This window comes from Hymenobacter duratus, from assembly GCF_014698995.1.
GTDB lineage: Bacteria > Bacteroidota > Bacteroidia > Cytophagales > Hymenobacteraceae > Hymenobacter > Hymenobacter duratus.
Genome location: NZ_JACWZZ010000004.1, coordinates 424,945 through 444,327, shown reverse-complemented (window position 1 = coordinate 444,327; position 19,383 = coordinate 424,945). Strand labels below are relative to the sequence as shown.

Sequence of the window (19,383 nt, the reverse complement as noted above, 5' to 3'; positions counted from 1 at the left end):
CTGCCTTTCAACACTATTCCAACACTCCCACCAATCAGTCATGAAAGAAAACCTACCTCAGCGCGACGCCGCGGCCTACGCCGGGGCCGCGCCCCTGACCAGTGGCACGCCCGACGATGCCATTGCGCACGACAACAACGCGGTTTCGACCAGCAAAATATGGCAGGTAATCACGGCTTCCTCGGTCGGGACCGTCATCGAGTGGTACGACTTCTACATCTTCGGGTCCTTGGCGGCCATCATCGGGCCGGTGCTGTTCGGCTCCACGGGCAAGATTGAGGACACCATTCTCGGCACGCTGGCCGTGTTCGGGGCGGGTTTCGTAGTCCGGCCGTTTGGGGCGCTGTTCTTTGGGCGCATCGGCGACATGATCGGGCGCAAGTACACGTTTCTGCTCACGCTGCTCATCATGGGCGGGGCCACGTTCGTGACGGGCCTGATTCCGAGCTACGACAAAATCGGTATTGCCGCGCCGGTTATCGTGACCATTCTGCGCCTGCTGCAGGGTCTGGCGCTGGGCGGCGAGTATGGCGGCGCTACCACCTACGTGGCCGAGCACTCCCCGGATAACAAGCGCGGCTACTACACCTCTTTCATCCAGATTACGGCCACAGCCGGCCTGCTGCTGAGCATTCTGGTGATTATTATCACGCGCAAAACCATGGGCGAAGTAGCCTTCAAGGAGTGGGGCTGGCGCATTCCGTTCCTGCTCTCAGGCCTGCTCGTTATTGCCTCGTACTACATCCGTCGTAAGCTGCATGAGTCGCCGCTGTTTGCCAAGGCCAAGTCGGAGGGCAAAACCAGCGCCAACCCGCTGCGCGAGTCGTTCGTGAACCCCGTAAACCGCCGTCTGGTCCTGATTTCGCTGTTTGGCGCTACCATGGGCCAGGGCGTAGTGTGGTACACCGGCCAGTTCTACGCCTACTCGTTCATGCAGAACACGCTGAAGCTGGATCTGGTGGACGCCAGCCTCGTGCTGTGTATTGCGCTGGTGCTGGCCACCCCGTTCTTCGTGTATTTCGGCTCGCTGTCTGACCGGATTGGCCGCAAGAAAATCATCATGATGGGCCTGCTCTGCGGGGCGCTGTTTACGTTCCCGATTTTCTACGGCCTCAAGCAGTTTGCCGGCCCCATTACGGAAGTAACGGCAGCCACCGTCGATGCTACCGGCAAATCCATTCCGGCCGTAATGAAGGCGCTGGACCCCAACCTGCCGGCCATGACGGCCCTCGTGTTCTGTCTCGTACTCTTCGTGACCATGGCGTACGGCCCGATTGCGGCGTATCTGGTAGAGCTGTTCCCGACCAAAGTGCGCTACACCTCGCTGTCGTTGCCCTACCACATCGGCAACGGTGTGTTCGGGGGCTTTGTGCCGCTGATTGCCACGGCCCTCACGCTGCGCGCCGCCGCCTCCGACACGGCGTTCATCAAGGAGCACAGCACCCTGGCCGGCCTCGTGTATCCGGTGGGCATTGCCCTGATCTGCTGGTTTATCGGGCAGGCGCTGATGAAGGACGTGCGCAACGTGAAGCTGATGGACGAAACGGCCGGCGACGCGAAATAGCCTGCGGGCTGCTTTCGAATAAAGTCCGCCGGGCCGTTGGTTCGGCGGACTTTATTATGTTGCTGCTGTGCTGCCACTCTTTCCTTCTTCGTCGCCTATGCCACCCATTTCCTCTCAGGAGCGCCCGGAGCAGCGGCGCGGCCAACGGCTGCTGTTCGTCTCGCTGCTGTTTGCAATACTGCTCAACTTCCCGCTGCTGGCCGTCTTCGACCACGATGGCCGGGTAGCCGGCATTCCGGTGCTCTACCTCTACGTGCTGCTGGCCTGGTGCGCGCTGGTACTGTTGACAGGCTGGCTGGTGAGGAGAATTAGTAATTAAGAATTGAATGAGTATTGCAGGTGCCAGGAGCCGCATAGGTATTTTGTAACCCCACTATACCACCCGACCAACGCCCGTTCACTCACCTTGAAGCCACCTTGAGAATTCTTAATTGCTAATTCTCAACTACTAATTCAAACCGCAATGCCCATCTGGCTCGTCATCGGCTTTTCGTTCGGCTACCTCGCCCTGTTGTTCGGGGTGGCGTATGCGGCGGAGCGGCGGGCCGGTTCGGGGCGGCGCAGTCTCGTCAGCAACCCCTACGTGTACGCCCTGAGCATGGCCGTGTACTGTACCGCCTGGACGTACTACGGCTCGGTGGGGCGGGCGGCGCATTTCGGGCTGGAGTTCGTGGGTATCTACCTCGGGCCTACGCTTATGGCCCCGGCGGCGTGGCTGGTGCTGCGCAAAATCATCCGCATCTGCCGGCTGCAGCGCCTCACCTCCATTGCCGACTTCATTTCGGCGCGCTACGGCAAAAGCGCTTCGCTCGGGGCCCTCGTAACGGTGGTGTGCGTACTGGGTATCGTGCCCTACATTTCGCTGCAGATTAAGGCCATTGCCGTTTCCTTCGACATCCTGACTAAGCCAATCAACACGTTGAGCCTGCCCGTGGAAGATGCCGCGGCGGCCGGCTCGGCGTTCTATACCACCGTGGCGCTGGCCTTCTTTACCATCATTTTCGGGGTGCGCTCCGTGGAAGCCACCGAGCGGCACGAGGGCATGGTGCTGGCCGTGGCGCTGGAAAGTCTGGTGAAGCTGGTGGCGTTTCTGGCGGCGGGCCTGTTCGTCACCTACGGGCTGTTCGATGGGTTTGCGGATGTGTTTGAGCGCGCCGCCGCCGTGCCCGACCTGAGCCGCCTGTTCACGCTGCACGGGGCCGGCACCAGCGGCGCGCAGTGGTTTACGCTCCTGATTCTGAGCATGGCCGCCATTCTGCTGCTGCCCCGCCAGTTTCAGGTGTCGGTGGTTGAGAATGTGAACGAGGACCACCTGCGCAAGGCCATGTGGCTGTTTCCGCTCTACCTCATCGTCATCAACCTGTTTGTGCTGCCGCTGGCCTTCGGCGGGCGGCTGCTGGAAGATACCGGCCGCCTCGACGCCGACACGTTTGTGCTGGCGCTGCCGCTGCAGGCCGGGCATCCGTGGCTGGCGCTGCTTATCTACCTGGGCGGGCTGTCGGCGGCTTCGTCCATGATTATCGTCGAAACCATTGCCCTGAGCGTGATGATGAGCAACCACCTGCTGATGCCCCTGCTGGTCCGGATTCCGACGGCCCGCGCGGAAGGGGCCCGCTGGTTTGCCTACCTCAGCCAGGTAGCCCTGCAGAGCCGCCGACTGGCCGTGGTGCTGGTGCTGCTGCTGGCCTATGGCTACTACGCGGCGGTGGGCCATCTGCTGCCATTGGTCAATATTGGGCTGGTGTCGTTTGCGGCGGTGGCGCAGTTCGTGCCGGTGGTGCTGGGCGGCCTCTACTGGAAGGGTGGCACCCGGCAGGGCGCCACAGCCGGCATTCTGGCGGGCTTTATGGTGTGGTTTTTTACGCTGGTGCTGCCCACTATGGTGGGGCCCGATCTGCTGCCCGAAACGGTACTGAATGAGGGCCTGTTTGGGCTGAGCTGGCTGCGGCCGTTTGCGCTGTTCGGCCTCGAAGGCCTCGACTACCTGTCGCACGGGCTGTTCTGGAGCTGGTTTTTCAATGTGGGGCTCTACGTGGGCGTGTCGCTGTTGCGCGAGCCCACGGCGCTGGAGCAGCACCAAGCTCATGTGTTCGTGGACGTGTTCCGCAACGGCAACGCGTTTGAAGGGCCCGCTGGCTGGCAAAGCGCCGCCCCGCTGCCCGACGTGCGCGCCCTGCTGACCGGGTTTCTGGGGAAAAAGCGTACCAACCAGGCCCTGCGTGCCTTCCAGGACCGTTTTCCGGATGCCCACGCCACCGACGACCTCACCCCGCCCCAGGCCGATCCGCGCCTGCTGGCCTACGCCGAAAAGCTGCTGGCCGGCTCCATCGGCCCCGCGTCGGCGCGGCTGCTGCTGCGCACGTCGGTAGCGGCCGAAGACATCAGCTTCGACAACGTGGTGGGGATTCTCAAGGAAAGCCAGCAGCTGCTCGAAGCCAACCGCCAGCTCCAGAAACAGCAGCGCCAGCTACAGCGCCTCACCCAGCAGCTGCAGGCCGCCTACGACCAGCTGCAGGAGCTGGACCAGCACAAAGACGAATTCCTCTACACCGTCACGCACGAGCTGCGCACCCCGCTCACCAGCATCCGGGCCCTGTCCGAAATCCTGTCCGACAACCCCGACCTGGAGGACGAGGAGCGGCAACGCTTCCTGCTCACCATCACCAAAGAATCGGAGCGGCTGAGCCGGCTGATTACGCTGGTGCTGGACCTGGAGAAGTTTGAGTCGGGGAAGGCGACGCTGGAAAAGAGCCCCGTGGACGTGGCCGACGTGATAACCGATGCCCTGGAAGCCGTGGGCCAGCTGCTGCGCGACAAGCAGATTCAGCTGGACCTGGCCGTGCCACCCGGCCTGCCCAGCCTGCCCGGCGACCGGGACCGGCTGATGCAGGTGCTCGTGAACCTGCTTTCCAACGCCGTCAAGTCGTGCCGCGCCGATGGCACCGGGCGCATTGAGGTAGTGGCCCAGGCCGATGCCGAAAGCCTGCGCATCTGGGTGCAGGACAACGGCAAGGGCATTGCGCCCGAGTTTCACCAACTCATCTTCGACAAGTTTTTCCAGGCCCGCAACCAGACCACGCGCAAGCCTGAAGGCTCCGGCCTGGGCCTGGCCATCACCCGCAAAATAGTAGAGCTGCACGCCGGCCGCATCTGGGTCGAGAGCCAGCCCGACCAGGGCGCGCGCTTCTCCATTGAGCTGCCCGTGAAAGAATAAGCAACCCGCACCGCTCGCACCACTCAACCCGCCCAACCCGCTCCAAACTGCCCATCTACCCGAAAACAAACGAACTGCTCATGCCGACGCCCCACATTCTCATTGTCGATGACGAGCCCAACATTGTGATGTCGCTCGAATTTCTGATGCGCAAAAGTGGCTACCAGGTCAGTATTGCGCGCAACGGCACCGAGGCCCTGGAAGCCGTTGACCACACCGCCTTCGACGTGGTGCTGCTCGATATTATGATGCCCGATGTGGATGGCTACCAGGTGTGCCGCCATATCCGGCAGCACCCCGGCCGCACCAGCACCCGCGTCATTTTCCTGTCGGCCAAAAGCAAGGAGGCCGATATCCAGAAGGGCTACGAAGTGGGGGCCGACCTCTACATTCCCAAGCCGTTCAGCACCCGCCAGCTCATGGAAAAAGTAAAAGAGCTGCTCGTTACGCCCGCCTGACCCCGCGCCGCCGCCCGTCTCATCCCATTTCCCACGCTGCTATGAAACCCGCTACTTCCTACGCTGCCGCCCACGCCGCCAGCCTCGCCGACCCTGCTGCCTTCTGGGCCGGGCAGGCCCGGCAGCTGGCCTGGTTCCGGGAGCCGCCCCGCCCCGTCCTGAGCCAGGATGCTGCCACCGGCTTTTACCGCTGGTTTCGGGGCGGGCAGCTCAATACCGCCTGGCTCTGCCTTGACTACCACGTGCAGAACGGCCGCGCTGAACAGCCGGCCCTGCTCTACGACTCGCCCGTAACCGGCACCAAGCGCGCCTATACCTACCGTGAGCTGCTGGACCTGACGGCCCGGTTTGCGGGCGGCCTGCGCGAGTTGGGCGTAGTGAAGGGCGACCGGGTCATTATTTACATGCCCAACGTGCCCGAGGCCGTAGTGGCCATGCTGGCCTGCGCCCGGCTGGGAGCGGTGCATTCGGTGGTGTTCGGGGGCTTTGCGCCGCCCGAGCTGGCCATCCGCATTGATGACGCCCGGCCCCGCGTGCTCATCTGTGCCTCTGCGGGCATGGAGTTCGACAAGCCCGTGCCCTACAAGCCGCTCGTGGATGCCGCCGTGGCGCACGCCACCCACAAACCCGACTACGTGGTGGTGCTCCAGCGCGACTTTTGCCCCGCCACCCTGCGGCCGCACCCCGCCAACGACCACCCGTTGTCCTCCGAACCCAACCCGTCAGGTTCCGAAGGCCTCCGGTTGTCCTCCGAAGGCAACCGGATAGGTTCGGAGGACCATCGGACCACTTCAGAGGACCATCAGATGTCCTCCGAGCACAACCAGATAGGTTCGAAGGACCATCCAACCACTTCGGAGGACAACCGGACCACTTCAGAGGACCACCGGACCACTTCGGAGGACCATCAGATGTCCTCGAAGGATAACCGGCCGGGGCCCCGCGACGTGGATTTTGGGGAGTTGCTGCGGGCTGCGCCGGTGGAGGCCGTGCCGCTCGATGCCACCGACCCGCTCTACATCCTCTACACCTCCGGCACCACCGGCAAGCCCAAAGGCGTGGTGCGCGACAACGGCGGCCACGCCGTGGCCCTCAAGTACAGCATGTCGGCCATCTACGGGCTGCAGCCCGGCGAAACCCTGTTCACCGGCTCCGATATCGGCTGGGCCGTGGGCCACAGCTACATCGTGTACGGGCCGCTGCTGCACGGCTGCACCACCATTCTGTTCGAGGGCAAGCCCGTGCGCACCCCCGATGCCGGCACGTTCTGGCGCCTGCTCGCCGAGTACAAGGCCAGCGTGATGTTCACGGCGCCTACTGCCATCCGGGCCATCAAGAAGGAAGACCCCGACGGGGCCCTGGTGCGCCACTACGACCTGAGCCACCTGCACCGGCTGTTTCTGGCCGGCGAGCGGTGCGACCCCGCCACCTACGAGTGGGCCGGCCGCACGCTGGGCGTGCCCGTGATTGACCACTGGTGGCAGACCGAGTCGGGGTGGCCGATGCTGGCTACGCTCACCGGCCTTGCTGCTATGCCCGCGCCCGTGCCCGGCAGCGCCGGCCACCCCGTGCCCGGCTACGATGTGCAGATTCTGGACGAAGCCGGCCAGCCCGTACCGGCCGGTACCACCGGCCTGGTGGCGGTGCGCCTGCCACTGCCCCCCGGCTGCCTGCCCACGCTATGGCAGGATGATGCCCGTTTCCAGCGCGGCTACCTCGATACGTTTCCCGGCTATTACCTCTCCGGCGATGGCGGCTACCGTGCCCCCGACGGCCACCTGTTCATCATGGGCCGCGTCGATGACGTCATCAACGTGGCCGGGCACCGCTTCAGCACCGGCGAAATGGAGGAAATCCTAGCCTCGCATCCGGCCGTGGCCGAGTGCGCCGTGCTGGGCATTGCGTGCGAGCTGCGGGGCCAGCGTCCGGTGGGCCTAGTGGTGCTGAAAGACGGCCAGACGGTGGGAGAGGAGCAACTGGAGCAGGAACTCGTAAGCCAGATCCGCAACTACATCGGGGCGGTGGCCAGCTTCCGGCAGGCGGCCGTGGTGAAGCGGCTGCCCAAAACCCGTTCCGGCAAAATCCTGCGCAAAACCCTGCGCCAGCTGGCCGATGGCGAGCAGTTCAGCGTACCTTCCACCATCGATGACCCCGCTATACTGGCGGAAATCGGGGCTGTGCTCCAGCGCCGGGGCATCGGTCAGGCCTTTGAGCAGCCAAACCTGTCCTCCTGAGCGGAGCGCATCAAGCGGCGACGAAGGACCTTATCACGCCGGAACGATTCCGTGCAGCGGGATAAGGGCCTTCGCAAGCTCAGGATGACACCCCCATTCACCTGTCACGATTCACCTGTCACCCGTCACCTGTCACGATTCACCTCATCACCCATCATCTTTCTCCCATGCCCGAAACTCCTGCCAAACACCCCCGCATCCGTAGCATCGAAGGCTACCACGAGGCCTACCACCTCAGCATTCACCACCCCGAAGAGTTCTGGGCCTCGGTAGCCGCGCCCTTCACGTGGCGGCGCAAATGGGACAAAGTGATGAGCTCCGACATGGCCAGCGGCCACAACAAGTGGTTTGAGGGCGCCCGTCTCAACATCACGGAAAACTGCCTCGACCGCCACCTGGCCTCGCGCGGCAACAAGCTGGCCCTCATCTACGAGCCCAACGACCCCAAAACCCGCCACCTGCGCCTTACCTACCGCGAGCTGCACCAGGAAGTCTGCAAATTCGCCAACGTGCTGCACAACAACGGCGTGGAAAAAGGCGACCGGGTGTGCCTTTACATGCCCATGATTCCGCAGCTGGCCATTGCGGTGCTGGCCTGCGCCCGCATCGGGGCCGTGCACTCGGTGATATTCGCCGGCTTTTCGGCCACGGCCATTGCCGACCGGGTGAATGATGCCCAGGCTACCGTGGTGCTCACCGCCGATGGCCTGAACCGCGGCGCCAAGCAGATTCCGGTGAAGCGCGTGGTGGATGAGGCCCTGGAAACCTGCCCCGGCGTTCGCCGCGTGATTGTGGTGGAGCACCTGGGCTGGCCCGTGCACATGGAGGAAGGCCGCGACGTATGGTACCACGAGGAAGCCGCCGACGTGCCCAAAACCTGTCCGGCCGAAGAAATGGACGCCGAAGACCCGCTGTTCATTCTCTACACGTCGGGCAGCACCGGTAAGCCCAAAGGGGTGGTACACTCTACTGCCGGCTATATGGTCTGGACCGACTACACGTTCCGCAACGTGTTTCAGGTAGAAGAAAACGACGTGTACTGGTGCACCGCTGACGTAGGTTGGGTAACAGGCCACTCGTACCTGCTCTACGGCCCGCTGCTGGCCGGCAGCACCTCGCTCATGTTCGAGGGCATCCCCACGTATCCGGATGCCGGCCGCTTCTGGGAAGTCATCGACAAGCACTCGGTCAGCATCTTCTACACCGCGCCCACGGCTATCCGCAGCCTCATGGCCGCCCCCCTCGACAACGTGCTCAGCTACTCGCTCGATTCGCTGCGGGTGCTCGGCTCAGTGGGCGAGCCGATCAATGAAGAAGCCTGGTACTGGTACTACCAGCACGTGGGCAAAGAGCGCTGCCCGGTGGTGGATACGTGGTGGCAGACGGAAACCGGCGGCATTATGATATCGGCCATGGCGGGCATTACACCCTCGGTGCCGGCCCGCGCCGGCCTGCCGCTGCCCGGCGTGCTGCCCGTGCTGCTCAACCAGGATGGCTCCGAAATCGAGGGCAACGACCAGGAAGGCTACCTGGCCATCAAGCAAAGCTGGCCCGGTATCATCCGTACTACCTGGGGTGACCATGAGCGTGCCCGCCAGACCTACTTCACGCCGTATCCCGGCTACTATTTCACCGGCGACGGCGCCCGCCGCGACGAGCAGGGCCTGTACCGCATCATCGGCCGCGTCGATGATGTGATAAACGTGTCGGGCCACCGTTTCGGGACTGCAGAAATCGAAAACGCCATCAACCAGAACTCGCATGTGGTGGAAAGCGCCGTGGTGGGCTACCCGCACGATGTGAAGGGGCAGGGCATCTACGCCTACGTCATCTGCCACGAGGGCGCGGTCAGCAAAGAGGCCGATAAGGTGCACATAGAGGCCAGCATCATCGAAACCATCGTGGCGGAAATCGGCAAGATTGCCAAGCCCGATAAGATTCAGATTGTGACGGGCCTGCCCAAAACCCGCTCCGGCAAGATCATGCGCCGCATCCTGCGTAAAGTGGCCGAAGGCGAAACCAGCAGCCTCGGCGATACCTCTACGCTGCTCGACCCAGCCGTAGTAGATGAGATTATAGCTGGCAAGAAGTAGGCCTGTACCTACCTCACGAAAGCAAAAGAGCCCTCTGCTGGTAGCAGAGGGCTCTTTTGCTTTCGTGAGGTAGCCAGCTAAAGGCGGCTAGTAGCGGCTGAGGTAGTCTTTCTTTTTAGATTTCTTTTTGCTTTTGCCGGAGCTGAGCAGCGCCACAACGCCGGCAGTAGCCAGCGCAATAGTGGCCATTTTGGTGATAAAAGCCGTGCGGTTGTGCTTCCACTCTACTGGGTAGCCTTTCTCGGCGTAGATGTTGGGTACATGGCCGTGCATGAGGTCATCCACCACGCCTTCCACCACGCTTACGCGGTCAGCAACTACCAAGGGTAGCCAGTGGCGGTAGCGGTTTTCGCTATACTTGAAGGCCGCCCGCCGAATCATGCCACTCAGGCCCTTAGGCGGCACAGTAGTGCCATATACTGCCGATATATTGGGACGCTCAATGGAGCGGAGCTTCTCCACTTGGTGGGTAGGCTGCAGTGTGGGCCGGTGCTTGTTGTCGGGGTCTTCGCCCACGTTCATCCGGTCCCGCATCGGGTAGGTGGGGTCGTTCTTCGGGTCAGCGTCTATGCCCCAGCCTTTGATCTGCTTAGGATCTATTGTTTTGTTTTTCATGGTCGGGCAGAATTACTGGTTGGCGGTAGGGGGAAGGAGCACGGTCTTGATGCAGTTGTCCAGCTTGGCGGAGAACATACGGTAGCCATCGGCCACTTCTTCCAGGGGCAGGCGGTGTGTAATCAGGCCTTTTGGGTTGATAATACCGTTCTGCACGTGGTCAATCAGGCGCGGGAGCAGGCGCTTCACCGACGCCTGGTTGGCCCGGATAGTAAGCCCCTTGTTCAGCACGTTGCCAATCGGCACGAGGTTATCAGTAGGGCCATATACGCCCACAATGCTCACCACGCCGCCTTTCTTCACCGAGTTGATGGCCCAGTGCAGCGCCGTGGCCGAGCCCGCCTGCAGCAGTAGCTTGCGGCCCGTAATGGTCTGCATAGTGTTGCCAGCGGCTTCGGCGCCTACAGCGTCAATCACGCAGTCAGCGCCCATCCAGTCCGTAATTTTCTTGATGAACACCACCGGGTCGTTCATTTCCTTGAAGTTGTAGGCCTCGCAGTACGAGTAGTTGCGGGCAAACTCCAGGCGGTAATCTTCCTGGTCGATGATGATGACGCGGCCCGCCCCGAAAAGCCAGGCGCAACGTGCGGCCATAATGCCGATGGGGCCTGCTCCGAATACCACCACCGTGTCGCCGGTCTGGATGCCGGCCATTTCGGCGGCCTGGTAGCCGGTTGGCACCACGTCGGTGAGCAGCACAGCATCATCCAGGTCCATATCAGCCGGAATGACGGTGGGGCCCACGTTGGCGTAGGGAACCCGCGCGTATTCCGCCTGGCCGCCATCGAAGCCACCCGCCGTGTGCGAGTACCCGAAAATTGCGCCTACGGCCGTAGCCTCGGTATTTGATTCGTGGCAGTTGCCGAACATGCCCTGCCGGCAGAAGTGACACTCGCCGCAGGCAATGTTGAACGGTACCAGCACCCGGTCGCCGGTTTTAACCTTCGTCACTTCGGAGCCGACTTCCACTACTTCTCCCACAAACTCGTGGCCAAAAGTAGAGCCCACGCGGGTATCGGGCACGTTGCCGTTGTATAAGTGCAGGTCAGACCCGCAGATGCACGTGCGCAAGACCCGGACAATGGCATCCTGCGGGTGCTTTATTTCGGGCATTGGTTTCTGAACGGCTCGGACCCTCTTGGGGCCACGATATTCCATTGCTAGCATAAGGCTGGGGCTTTAGATTCGGATGACAGTAGTAAGGGGTGCGGAGTTTTGCAGGGAGCTTGCCGAAGCCGGCTGCTCCCAAGAATACCTCCTGCAGCCGTTTAAATTGTACTGCCCTGCCTATTCAAAGTTGCGCCAACGCCTATATGAACTTCTAAATACGTATTTGCACTCACCGCCGCGGTATAAATACGTAGTGCAGACCTTTGCTCTCATGAGCTACAAGCGCAACTGCCCCGCTTCCTTGGGAAACGGGGCAGTTGTTGAGACTGTGTAGCGGAGCGCTAGAGCACTGGGGACGGCAGTATTTTGCCTGTCACCTCGCCGAACCCAATGCGCAGACCGTCCCGCTCGCAGTAGCCGCGCATGGTCACGGTGTCGCCGTCGAGCAGGAACTTACGCTCCGAGCCGTCGGCCAAGGGCAGGGGGCGGGTGCCGCGCCAGGCCAGCTCCAGCATGGAGCCCAGCGAGTCGGGCGTAGGGCCCGAGATAGTGCCCGAGGCGTATAGGTCGCCGACCTGCAGGTTGCAGCCATTGGAAGCCTGGTGCGTGATCTGCTGCGCCATGCTCCAATACATCAGCCCGAAATTGCTGTGCGAAACAGTAGTCTCAGGCCCGCCTTCGGGCTGAATGGCCACTTCCAGGTTCACGTCGAAGTTGTGCTTATCCAGCTGGCGCAGGTAGAGCAGCGGCTCAGGTTCCTGCACAGGCCCAGCCACCCGGAACGGCTCCAGCGCATCAAGCGTCACAACCCACGGCGACACGCTGCTGCCGAAGCTCTTGCCCAGAAATGGCCCCAGCGGCACGTATTCCCAGCTCTGAATGTCGCGGGCGCTCCAGTCGTTGAACAGCACCAGCCCGAAGATGTGGTCTTCAGCATTCTGAATCGGTACTGTGTCGCCGAGCTGCGTGCCTTTGCCCACGATGAAGCCTACTTCCAGCTCAAAGTCCAGCTGCTGCGACGGGCCAAAGGTGGGCGCGGCGGCATCAGGAGCCTTGCGCTGCCCATTGGGCCGCCGGATATCGGTGCCCGACACAACGATGCTACTGGCCCGGCCGTGGTAGCCGATGGGAATGTGGCGCCAGTTGGGCAGCAAGGCGTTGGCCGGGTCGCGGAACATGATGCCCACGTTGGTGGCGTGCTCGATGCTGCTATAGAAATCGGTGTAGTTGTGAGGCTTCACGGGGCGTAGCATCTGCACCTCGCTCTGGCGCAGCAGGCACTCGCGCATTACCTCATCGGCGCGCAGGGCGGCGTTGTCGTGGCGCAGCAGCTCCGAGACGCGCTGGCGCACGGCCCGCCACGCCGGCCGGCCCAGCGCAATGAACTGGTTGAGGGAGCGGCGCCGGAACACCTTGGGCATCTTGGCCCCCAGCTCCAGATCCTCGAAAAAGCCGAACTGCGACACGGCGTACAAATCCAGCACGTACTCGCCAATGGCCACGCCCAGTCGCGGGCCGCGCTCCTCCGTCTCAAACACGCCAAACGGCAGGTTCTGAATAGGGAAGTCGCTGCCGGGGGCAATATCAATCCAGGAGTGCAGAGCGGGGTCGTTGGGGTTAGCCATTCGGTAGATAGTTGGTGGTAGGAGCGGTAAAGGTAACGGGGCCGGCGGAATGCGGGTACGAGAGGCAGAATCCTACGGAGCCGCTATATTGTGCCGCAGCTCATGATACAAATTGCCTCAACTGCTACAGCAGGGTTAGTTTAGGTTATATAACGCTCGTTGTACTTATAACCGAAGCATAGGTTCGACAGAGTTTCGACAGTAGAACTTTGGCTGTTACTTTTATATACTCACGCTATGAAGATGGAAAAAGCAAATTTGATACTATCAATTTGGGGTGCAGGGTTAGCGACTGTGCTTGGTATAATTGAGTTCATAAAGTTCCGCAGAGATCATAGGATAAAATTGATCATAATTTCAACTGTGGAATTGCCATTTGATCAGCTCCAAATATCAATAGTGAATGACGGTCCAAAGCCTGCTACAATTACTCATTATTCAATAAAATTTGGTGCTACATTTTCTTCTTCGGCTGATTTAATATTTAAGCAAATTGATGTTGAAAAAAAGGTGTCTGAAAGTGATAAGTGGACTGTTGTTATTAAGAGTATAGAAATCATAAATGAATTTAAAAGACTGGGTTTGGCACAAAAGCCGTTCTGTAGACTTTGGGCTTCTGTTCAACTCTCAAATGGAAAAACAATCTGGGATAATGTCTATATCAACCCCCAAGTAATTGGAAGGCAATACTATGAGAAAGCTGAACAGTTCATAGCGACTGATCTGTTTTTAGGCTTAGAGCAAATGAATAGTGAATTTTATTCAATTGGTATAAAATGAAGTGCTTATTAAAGCAGTAGCCAACAACTGTTTTACGTTAGTGGGTGCGATGGAATGCAGTACTGGGAACAGTAATGCTGTTCAACATCAGTTTCGGTATAAGGAACGTAGCTGAACAATAGAATAAATTTTTCACTTCGGTTTTTTATCGGTTTTGCGTTCGGCTTGACATTTGGGAAACGTAAAGCCGAACGCAAAACTCAAAAATGCTAGCCTTCAAATTAGCAACCGAGCCATAATAACCACAGCGCCCCGCCCCAACCGGAAAACCGGCAGGAGCGGGGCGCTGCTGTGTGTAACCTAAGAAACTTAAAACTGCGGAGTAGGCACCGGCGCAGGCGACTGAGGGTGGCCGGTCTGGCCGGCGGGCTGGGCCGACATGGGCGTGAGGTTGATGGCCTCCACTGCCCGGATTTCGGGCACGGCTTTCTTCACTGATTCCTCCACGCCAGCCTTTAGCGTCATCGGCGACATGGGGCAGGTGCCGCAGGCACCGAGTAGCTCCAGCTGGAGCACCATGTCGTCGGAAATGCCCAGCACGCGCACGTTGCCTCCATCGGCGGCCAGATAGGGCCGGATGGTGTCCAGGGCCTGCTCGATGCGGGGCAGGAGCGGATGATCTTCTACAGCAGCGGAATGCGTCATGAAAGGAAAAGTAACGCTGAGGGTATTGAATTAGCGGGGCTGCCGGGGCAGACAGCGTGTAAAAGTACTGCTTTTGGCAGGGATACCCGAAACACGAATCGTTTCGGTAAAGTTGCCGGAACTAGCGAGGAGCTTCGGTTTGCGCCGAAATGCTGCCCCTCGCTACTCCCTTAGGATTGCATCTGTACTACCTGGGTGCGTGGCGCAATGGCATTGCGGATGCTCACCTGACGGGCCAGTTCCTCGGCCAGCTGGGCAAAGACGGCGGCGGCCGGCGTGTTTTCCTGCAGGATGGCCGGCGTGCCCAGGTCGCCGTTTTCGCGGATGCTCTGCACCAGCGGAATCTGGCCCAGCATTGGTACCTGGTGCTTTTCAGCCAGCGCTACACCGCCGCCTTCCCCGAAGATGAAATACTTGTTGTCGGGCAGTTCGGCGGGCGTAAACCAGGCCATGTTCTCCACGATGCCCAGTACCGGCACGTTGATCTGAGGCAACCGGAACATCTGCAGGCCCTTCTCGGCATCAGCCAGCGCTACTTTCTGCGGCGTGGTCACGATGAGCGAGCCGGTGACGGGCACGGTCTGCACCATGGTCAGGTGAATGTCGGAGGTTCCGGGAGGCATGTCGAGGAGCAGGTAGTCCAGCTCGCCCCAGTCTACTTCCGTGATGAACTGCTTCAGCGCCGACGAGGCCATCGGACCGCGCCACACAATAGCCGACTCGGCGGGGGCCAGGAAACCGATGCTCATCAGCTTCACGCCGTGCGCTTCCACCGGCTGAATCAGGTTTTTGCCATCGGGACCCTGAAAGACGTGCGGGCGGGCGTCCATCACGCCGAACATGAGCGGCATGCTGGGACCCGAAATATCGGCATCCACGAGGCCCACTTTGGCGCCGGTTTTGGCTAGCGCAATGGCCAGGTTTGCCGTCACGGTGCTTTTGCCCACGCCGCCCTTGCCCGAGGCAATAGCAATGATATTCTTGACGCCAGGCAGCAGGTCGCGGTTCTGGCGCATGCTCGTCACGCGCGAAGTCATCACAATAACTACCTCGGCCTCCGCATCTACCATCGTATGGATGGCCCGCTCGCAGGCGTCGTGAATAAGCTGTTTGAGCGGGCAGGCCGGCGTGGTCAGGACGACCGTAAAGGATACTCGGTTGCCGTCAATTGCCACGTCCTCAATCATGTTGAGCGTGACGAGGTCTTTGCCCAGGTCGGGCTCCTCCACATAGCTCAGGGCCTTGAGGACGGCTTCTTTGGTGATGGGTGCCATGGGATAGTCAGTCGGGAAAATGCGGGTGCAATGCGCAAAGATAACCCGGAAACCGAAGCTGAAGTTGTGCGGCCACTTGCCGGACCGCCGCCGCAGGCAGGATTTCTGTTCGGGCCATACAACCAGCCAGTGAGTATTGCCCTCTATCCGGCAGCTGGCCCTGTAATTCGGTGGAAAGCCGGTATTCTTGCGCGTTCTATTTCTACACTTCAGTTTCCTTATGCTCGTTTCTTCTCGTTTTCGGCGCTACTGTCTGCGCGGAACTGGTGCCCTGCTGCTGGCTGCCACCTTCAGTTCTGGTGCGCACGCGCAAACGCCCACCGATACCACGTTCCAGCGCCTATTGCGCCAAAATCAGTTCAGCCTCACGCAAACGGGCACTCAATTCAGTGGGCCAGGATGGGACAAGCTGCAGCAGGATATTCGCAAAACTGCCTTGGTACTGGTAGGTGAAGACCACGGCATGGCCCAGATTCCGGCCTTCACGCAGGCTGTGGCACAAGTGCTGAAACCTAAAGTGTATGTAGCCGAAATCGACAAGTATCAGGCTCAGGACCTGACCCGCCTGACCGCGCAGCCGGGCTTGCCCACGGCGTTTGTGCAGCAGTACCCAATGAGCCTGTCGTTTTATAGCTGGGCCGAGGAGTTTGAGCTGGCGCGGGCGCTGCGGGCACAGAATACGGCGTTGGTGGGCATAGAGCAACTCGGGTTTGCCTCCACGGGCCGCACGCTAATGCTGATGGCCGAGCAGGTGAAAAGTAAATCCACCCGTGCCTTCCTGCAGCAGCAAGCCACCGCCATTCAAGCCCACGACCGAGCGGCCCTGATAGCCGCCGACTACGGCAAAATTACCATCAACGGCATGCGCTCCACGCTGCTGGACAGCTTGCGGAAAATGACCAGCACCGAGCCGGTAGCGGTGCGCCAGCTGCTGCAGGACCTGGAGGCCAGCGTGAATATTTTCAAGGTCAATGCCTCCGGTAAGCCCGGTGGTCATCAAACGCGCATCAACCTGATGAAACGCAACCTATTGCAGGAGCTGGCGCCGTATCAGAAGGCCGGGCAGCCGCTGCCGCCCATGCTGTTTAAGTTTGGAGCTTATCATCTGGGGCGGGGCCGCAGCATCTGGGGCGACATCTACGACGTGGGCAACGTGGCCGTGAACCTGGCCGACGCGCACGACCAGAAAACGCTGCACATCTTCGTGATGGGCAAACAAGGCAAAAAAGTAACTGGCCAAAACCCAGTGGATTTCAGCAAAAACGCCACCAGCTACACCGCCGCCGACGAAGCCATGCTCAAACCGTTTATGGCTGCCACGCCAGCCGGCGCAGCCTGGCAGGTGTATGATATGCGCCCCTTGCGCCGGGCCATGCTCTATAAAGCAATGCCCGTAGCCGACCAGGAATTGCAAGCCACCATCCTAGGCTACGATTACGTTGTCATCATCCCCGAAACCACTGCCAGCCGGAATTATTAACGTCATAAAGTAAAGCACATCTAAAAGCACGTCATGCTGAGCTTGCCGAAGCATCTCTACCTCTGGCTATTTACTACTGTTGCAACGAAGCGGTAGAGATGCTTCGGCAAGCTCAGCATGACACGCTGTTGTTGTAGGAGGGTGTTCGCACGATGCGGCAGAAACTTCGCCGGACTTCCTGCCTACCTTTGCGGGTAGTATGGCCCGCATTCCCAAAGAACTAGTTGATCAGATAATTCACCAAGCCGACATTGTGGAGGTGGTGGGCGACTTCGTGAGTTTGAAGCGCAAGGGCCAGAATATGTGGGCCTGCTGCCCATTTCACCACGAAAAGTCGCCGAGCTTCTCGGTGGCGCCGGCCAAGGGGCTGTATAAGTGCTTCGGCTGCGGCAAGGCGGGCGGGGTGGTGCAGTTCATCATGGACATTGAGGGCACCAGCTACGTGGAGGCCCTGAAATACCTGGCCAAAAAGTACGGCATCGAGGTTCAGGAAGAGGAAAAGACGCCCGAGCAGCAGCTCGCTCAAAACGAAAAAGACTCGCAGTTCATCGTTTCGAACTGGGCTAAGGACCACTACCACCACCTGCTGCTCAACACCGACGAGGGCCAGAGCATCGGGCTGAGCTACCTGCGCCAGCGCGGCCTCAACCAGACCACCATCAAGACCTTTGAGTTGGGCTACTCGCTTGATCAGTGGGATGACCTGCTCAAAACTGCTCAAAAGGCCGGCTACGAGCAGAAATACCTGGAGAAAACCGGCCTCGTCATTCGCCGCGAAGACGACCAGGGCCAGGACACCGGCCGCCGCTACGACCGGTTCCGGGGCCGCGTGATGTTCCCGATTCATAACGTGTCGGGCCGCGTGATTGGGTTTGGGGCGCGCACGCTCAAGCCCAACGACAAGACGGCCAAGTACCTGAACTCGCCGGAGTCGGAAATCTACCACAAGTCGGATGTGCTGTACGGGCTCTACCAAGGCCGGCAGGCCATCCGGACGGAGGAGCTGTGCTACCTCGTGGAAGGCTACCTCGACGTGCTGAGTCTGCACCAAGGCGACATCAAAAACGTGGTGGCCTCGTCGGGTACCTCGCTCACTGATGGGCAGATTCGCCTCCTGAAGCGCTACACCGACAACGTAACGGTGCTCTACGACGGCGACGCGGCCGGCATCCGGGCCTCGCTGCGGGGTATTGACATGCTGCTGGAAGGCGGCCTGAACGTGCGCGTGGTGCTGTTCCCGGACGGCGACGACCCCGACAGCTACATCCGCAAAGTCGGCGACCAGAAGTTCCGGGAGCATCTGGAGCAGGCCAGCCAGGACTTCATCCAGTTCAAAACTGAACTGGTAAGCCGCGAGGCCGCTCAGGACCCGGTGAAGAAGGCCGAAGCTATCCGGGAGGTGCTGCAAAGCATTGCCAAAGTGCCCGACCCGATTAAGCGGCAGGTGTTTCTGCAGCAGACCTCGCAGGCTTTCGGGATTGATGAGCAGGTGCTTATCACGGAATACAATAAGCTGGTGCGCAACGCTTCCGGCAAGGCGGCCGGCGGCAACAGCGGCGGTGGGAGTGGAGGCAGCACCTCGGCGGGCAGCAACGTAAGCAGTCCGGGCACCGCGCCGGCTTCGCGCCCGGCTCCGCGGCCCATGAGTCCCGAAGAGGAGGCCGAGGCGCTGATGTACGGCGCGTCGCCGGAAGACCTGATGGGCGGGGGCGGCGACTTGCAGACCCTCACCCGCGAGGACCTGGAGCCCGTGCCCGACGTGCTGGAACAATGCGAGCGGGAAGTGGTGCGTCTGCTGCTGCTGTATTCGGCGCAGCCGCTGGCCCCAGAAGTAGCCGTGGCGCAATACCTGCTCCAGCAGCTCGACGACACCTCTTTCAAAACGGGCATCTATGCCGACCTGATGTACTTGTGTCGGCAGGAGCTGGAGCAGGGCCGCTGGCCCGAAGTGCGTACCCTCATCCAGCACAACCGCTCCGATATCCGGAGCATGGTAGCGGAGCTGGCCACGGAAAAGTACGAGCTGAGCCCCAATTGGACCACCCACCAGATTCATGTGCCCCGGGAGCTGGACCTGCTCCAGACCGCCTGCGACAACGCCATTCTGCGCCTCAACAAGGTGAACGTGGAGCGTGAGCTGGCCATCCGGCTGGAAGCCCTGCGCCACCCCCTCGATGATGATACCATGATGGAGCACCTGCAAACCATCCGGCTGCTCAAGCAGATGGACAACCAACTAGCCAATTTGCTGGGCACGGTCATTCCGCGCGGCGCCTAGCCGGCTTGTTTTT

Annotated in this window: 14 protein-coding genes; 9 read left to right on the top strand and 5 right to left on the bottom strand. The window is 60.6% G+C overall.

The window, feature by feature from the left end:
* Positions 1 to 40: 40 nt before the first annotated feature.
* The 6 genes from IC231_RS18005 to acs all read left to right on the top strand — a co-directional run bounded on the left by IC231_RS18005 (position 41) and on the right by acs (position 9,563).
* The gene (locus IC231_RS18005) at positions 41 to 1,564 is read left to right on the top strand and encodes an MFS transporter (RefSeq protein ID WP_190785863.1); all 1,524 of its coding nucleotides are present in this window, start codon (positions 41 to 43) and stop codon (positions 1,562 to 1,564) included.
* Positions 1,565 to 1,661: 97 nt separating this feature from the next.
* Positions 1,662 to 1,883 carry a hypothetical protein gene (locus IC231_RS18000; protein WP_190785862.1) on the top strand — a complete coding sequence of 74 codons (222 nt, stop codon included), beginning with the start codon at positions 1,662 to 1,664 and terminating at the stop codon, positions 1,881 to 1,883.
* 144 nt (positions 1,884 to 2,027) lie between these two features.
* Positions 2,028 to 4,778 (top strand): sensor histidine kinase, encoded by a 2,751-nt coding sequence (locus IC231_RS17995; protein WP_190785861.1) that lies wholly within the window; start codon positions 2,028 to 2,030, stop codon positions 4,776 to 4,778.
* An 80-nt stretch (positions 4,779 to 4,858) separates the two neighbouring features.
* Positions 4,859 to 5,236: a response regulator transcription factor gene (locus IC231_RS17990; protein ID WP_190785860.1), complete on the top strand. Its 378-nt coding sequence runs from the start codon at positions 4,859 to 4,861 to the stop codon at positions 5,234 to 5,236.
* A 41-nt stretch (positions 5,237 to 5,277) separates the two neighbouring features.
* Complete coding sequence (locus IC231_RS17985) at positions 5,278 to 7,470, top strand: AMP-binding protein (protein WP_190785859.1); 2,193 nt, start codon at positions 5,278 to 5,280, stop codon at positions 7,468 to 7,470.
* 167 nt (positions 7,471 to 7,637) lie between these two features.
* The gene (acs, locus tag IC231_RS17980) at positions 7,638 to 9,563 is read left to right on the top strand and encodes an acetate--CoA ligase (protein ID WP_190785858.1); all 1,926 of its coding nucleotides are present in this window, start codon (positions 7,638 to 7,640) and stop codon (positions 9,561 to 9,563) included.
* A gap of 87 nt (positions 9,564 to 9,650) precedes the next feature.
* Here acs and IC231_RS17975 read toward each other — a convergent pair whose 3' ends face one another.
* The 3 genes from IC231_RS17975 to fahA all read right to left on the bottom strand — a co-directional run bounded on the left by IC231_RS17975 (position 9,651) and on the right by fahA (position 12,913).
* Complete coding sequence (locus tag IC231_RS17975; protein WP_190785857.1) at positions 9,651 to 10,178, bottom strand: hypothetical protein; 528 nt, start codon at positions 10,176 to 10,178, stop codon at positions 9,651 to 9,653.
* Positions 10,179 to 10,190: 12 nt separating this feature from the next.
* Positions 10,191 to 11,345, bottom strand: coding sequence for a zinc-dependent alcohol dehydrogenase (locus IC231_RS17970; RefSeq protein WP_190785856.1), 1,155 nt, complete (start codon positions 11,343 to 11,345; stop codon positions 10,191 to 10,193).
* Positions 11,346 to 11,629: 284 nt separating this feature from the next.
* A complete protein-coding gene (fahA, locus tag IC231_RS17965) occupies positions 11,630 to 12,913 on the bottom strand; it encodes a fumarylacetoacetase (RefSeq protein ID WP_190785855.1) in 1,284 nt (427 codons plus the stop codon).
* A 243-nt stretch (positions 12,914 to 13,156) separates the two neighbouring features.
* Here fahA and IC231_RS17960 point away from each other — a divergent pair, with 243 nt between their 5' ends.
* On the top strand, positions 13,157 to 13,693 hold the full coding sequence (locus IC231_RS17960; RefSeq protein WP_190785854.1) for a hypothetical protein: 537 nt from the start codon (positions 13,157 to 13,159) through the stop codon (positions 13,691 to 13,693).
* 309 nt (positions 13,694 to 14,002) lie between these two features.
* On the opposite strand, the gene IC231_RS17955 is transcribed toward IC231_RS17960, so the two are convergent.
* Entirely contained in the window at positions 14,003 to 14,338 is a 336-nt protein-coding gene (locus IC231_RS17955) for a NifU family protein (RefSeq protein WP_185886393.1), read from the bottom strand.
* Between the two features lie 170 nt (positions 14,339 to 14,508).
* A complete protein-coding gene (locus IC231_RS17950; protein WP_190785853.1) occupies positions 14,509 to 15,612 on the bottom strand; it encodes an Mrp/NBP35 family ATP-binding protein in 1,104 nt (367 codons plus the stop codon).
* A gap of 220 nt (positions 15,613 to 15,832) precedes the next feature.
* On the opposite strand from IC231_RS17950, the gene IC231_RS17945 reads away from it, so the two are divergent.
* Together IC231_RS17945 and dnaG are read left to right on the top strand one after the other, a co-directional pair.
* Complete coding sequence (locus IC231_RS17945; RefSeq protein WP_190785852.1) at positions 15,833 to 17,092, top strand: hypothetical protein; 1,260 nt, start codon at positions 15,833 to 15,835, stop codon at positions 17,090 to 17,092.
* 199 nt (positions 17,093 to 17,291) lie between these two features.
* Entirely contained in the window at positions 17,292 to 19,370 is a 2,079-nt protein-coding gene (gene dnaG / locus IC231_RS17940; RefSeq protein ID WP_190785851.1) for a DNA primase, read from the top strand.
* Positions 19,371 to 19,383 lie beyond the last annotated feature (13 nt).

Excerpts from the sequence above, each read along its gene's own strand:
- IC231_RS18005 (WP_190785863.1), top strand. The coding sequence starts at position 41 with ATGAAAGAAAACCTACCTCAGCGCGACGCCGCGGCCTACGCCGGGGCC.
- IC231_RS18000 (WP_190785862.1), top strand. The coding sequence starts at position 1,662 with ATGCCACCCATTTCCTCTCAGGAGCGCCCGGAGCAGCGGCGCGGCCAA.
- IC231_RS17995 (WP_190785861.1), top strand. The coding sequence starts at position 2,028 with ATGCCCATCTGGCTCGTCATCGGCTTTTCGTTCGGCTACCTCGCCCTG.
- IC231_RS17990 (WP_190785860.1), top strand. The coding sequence starts at position 4,859 with ATGCCGACGCCCCACATTCTCATTGTCGATGACGAGCCCAACATTGTG.
- IC231_RS17985 (WP_190785859.1), top strand. The coding sequence starts at position 5,278 with ATGAAACCCGCTACTTCCTACGCTGCCGCCCACGCCGCCAGCCTCGCC.
- acs (WP_190785858.1), top strand. The coding sequence starts at position 7,638 with ATGCCCGAAACTCCTGCCAAACACCCCCGCATCCGTAGCATCGAAGGC.
- IC231_RS17975 (WP_190785857.1), bottom strand. The coding sequence starts at position 10,178 with ATGAAAAACAAAACAATAGATCCTAAGCAGATCAAAGGCTGGGGCATA.
- IC231_RS17970 (WP_190785856.1), bottom strand. The coding sequence starts at position 11,345 with ATGCTAGCAATGGAATATCGTGGCCCCAAGAGGGTCCGAGCCGTTCAG.
- fahA (WP_190785855.1), bottom strand. The coding sequence starts at position 12,913 with ATGGCTAACCCCAACGACCCCGCTCTGCACTCCTGGATTGATATTGCC.
- IC231_RS17960 (WP_190785854.1), top strand. The coding sequence starts at position 13,157 with ATGGAAAAAGCAAATTTGATACTATCAATTTGGGGTGCAGGGTTAGCG.
- IC231_RS17955 (WP_185886393.1), bottom strand. The coding sequence starts at position 14,338 with ATGACGCATTCCGCTGCTGTAGAAGATCATCCGCTCCTGCCCCGCATC.
- IC231_RS17950 (WP_190785853.1), bottom strand. The coding sequence starts at position 15,612 with ATGGCACCCATCACCAAAGAAGCCGTCCTCAAGGCCCTGAGCTATGTG.
- IC231_RS17945 (WP_190785852.1), top strand. The coding sequence starts at position 15,833 with ATGCTCGTTTCTTCTCGTTTTCGGCGCTACTGTCTGCGCGGAACTGGT.
- dnaG (WP_190785851.1), top strand. The coding sequence starts at position 17,292 with ATGGCCCGCATTCCCAAAGAACTAGTTGATCAGATAATTCACCAAGCC.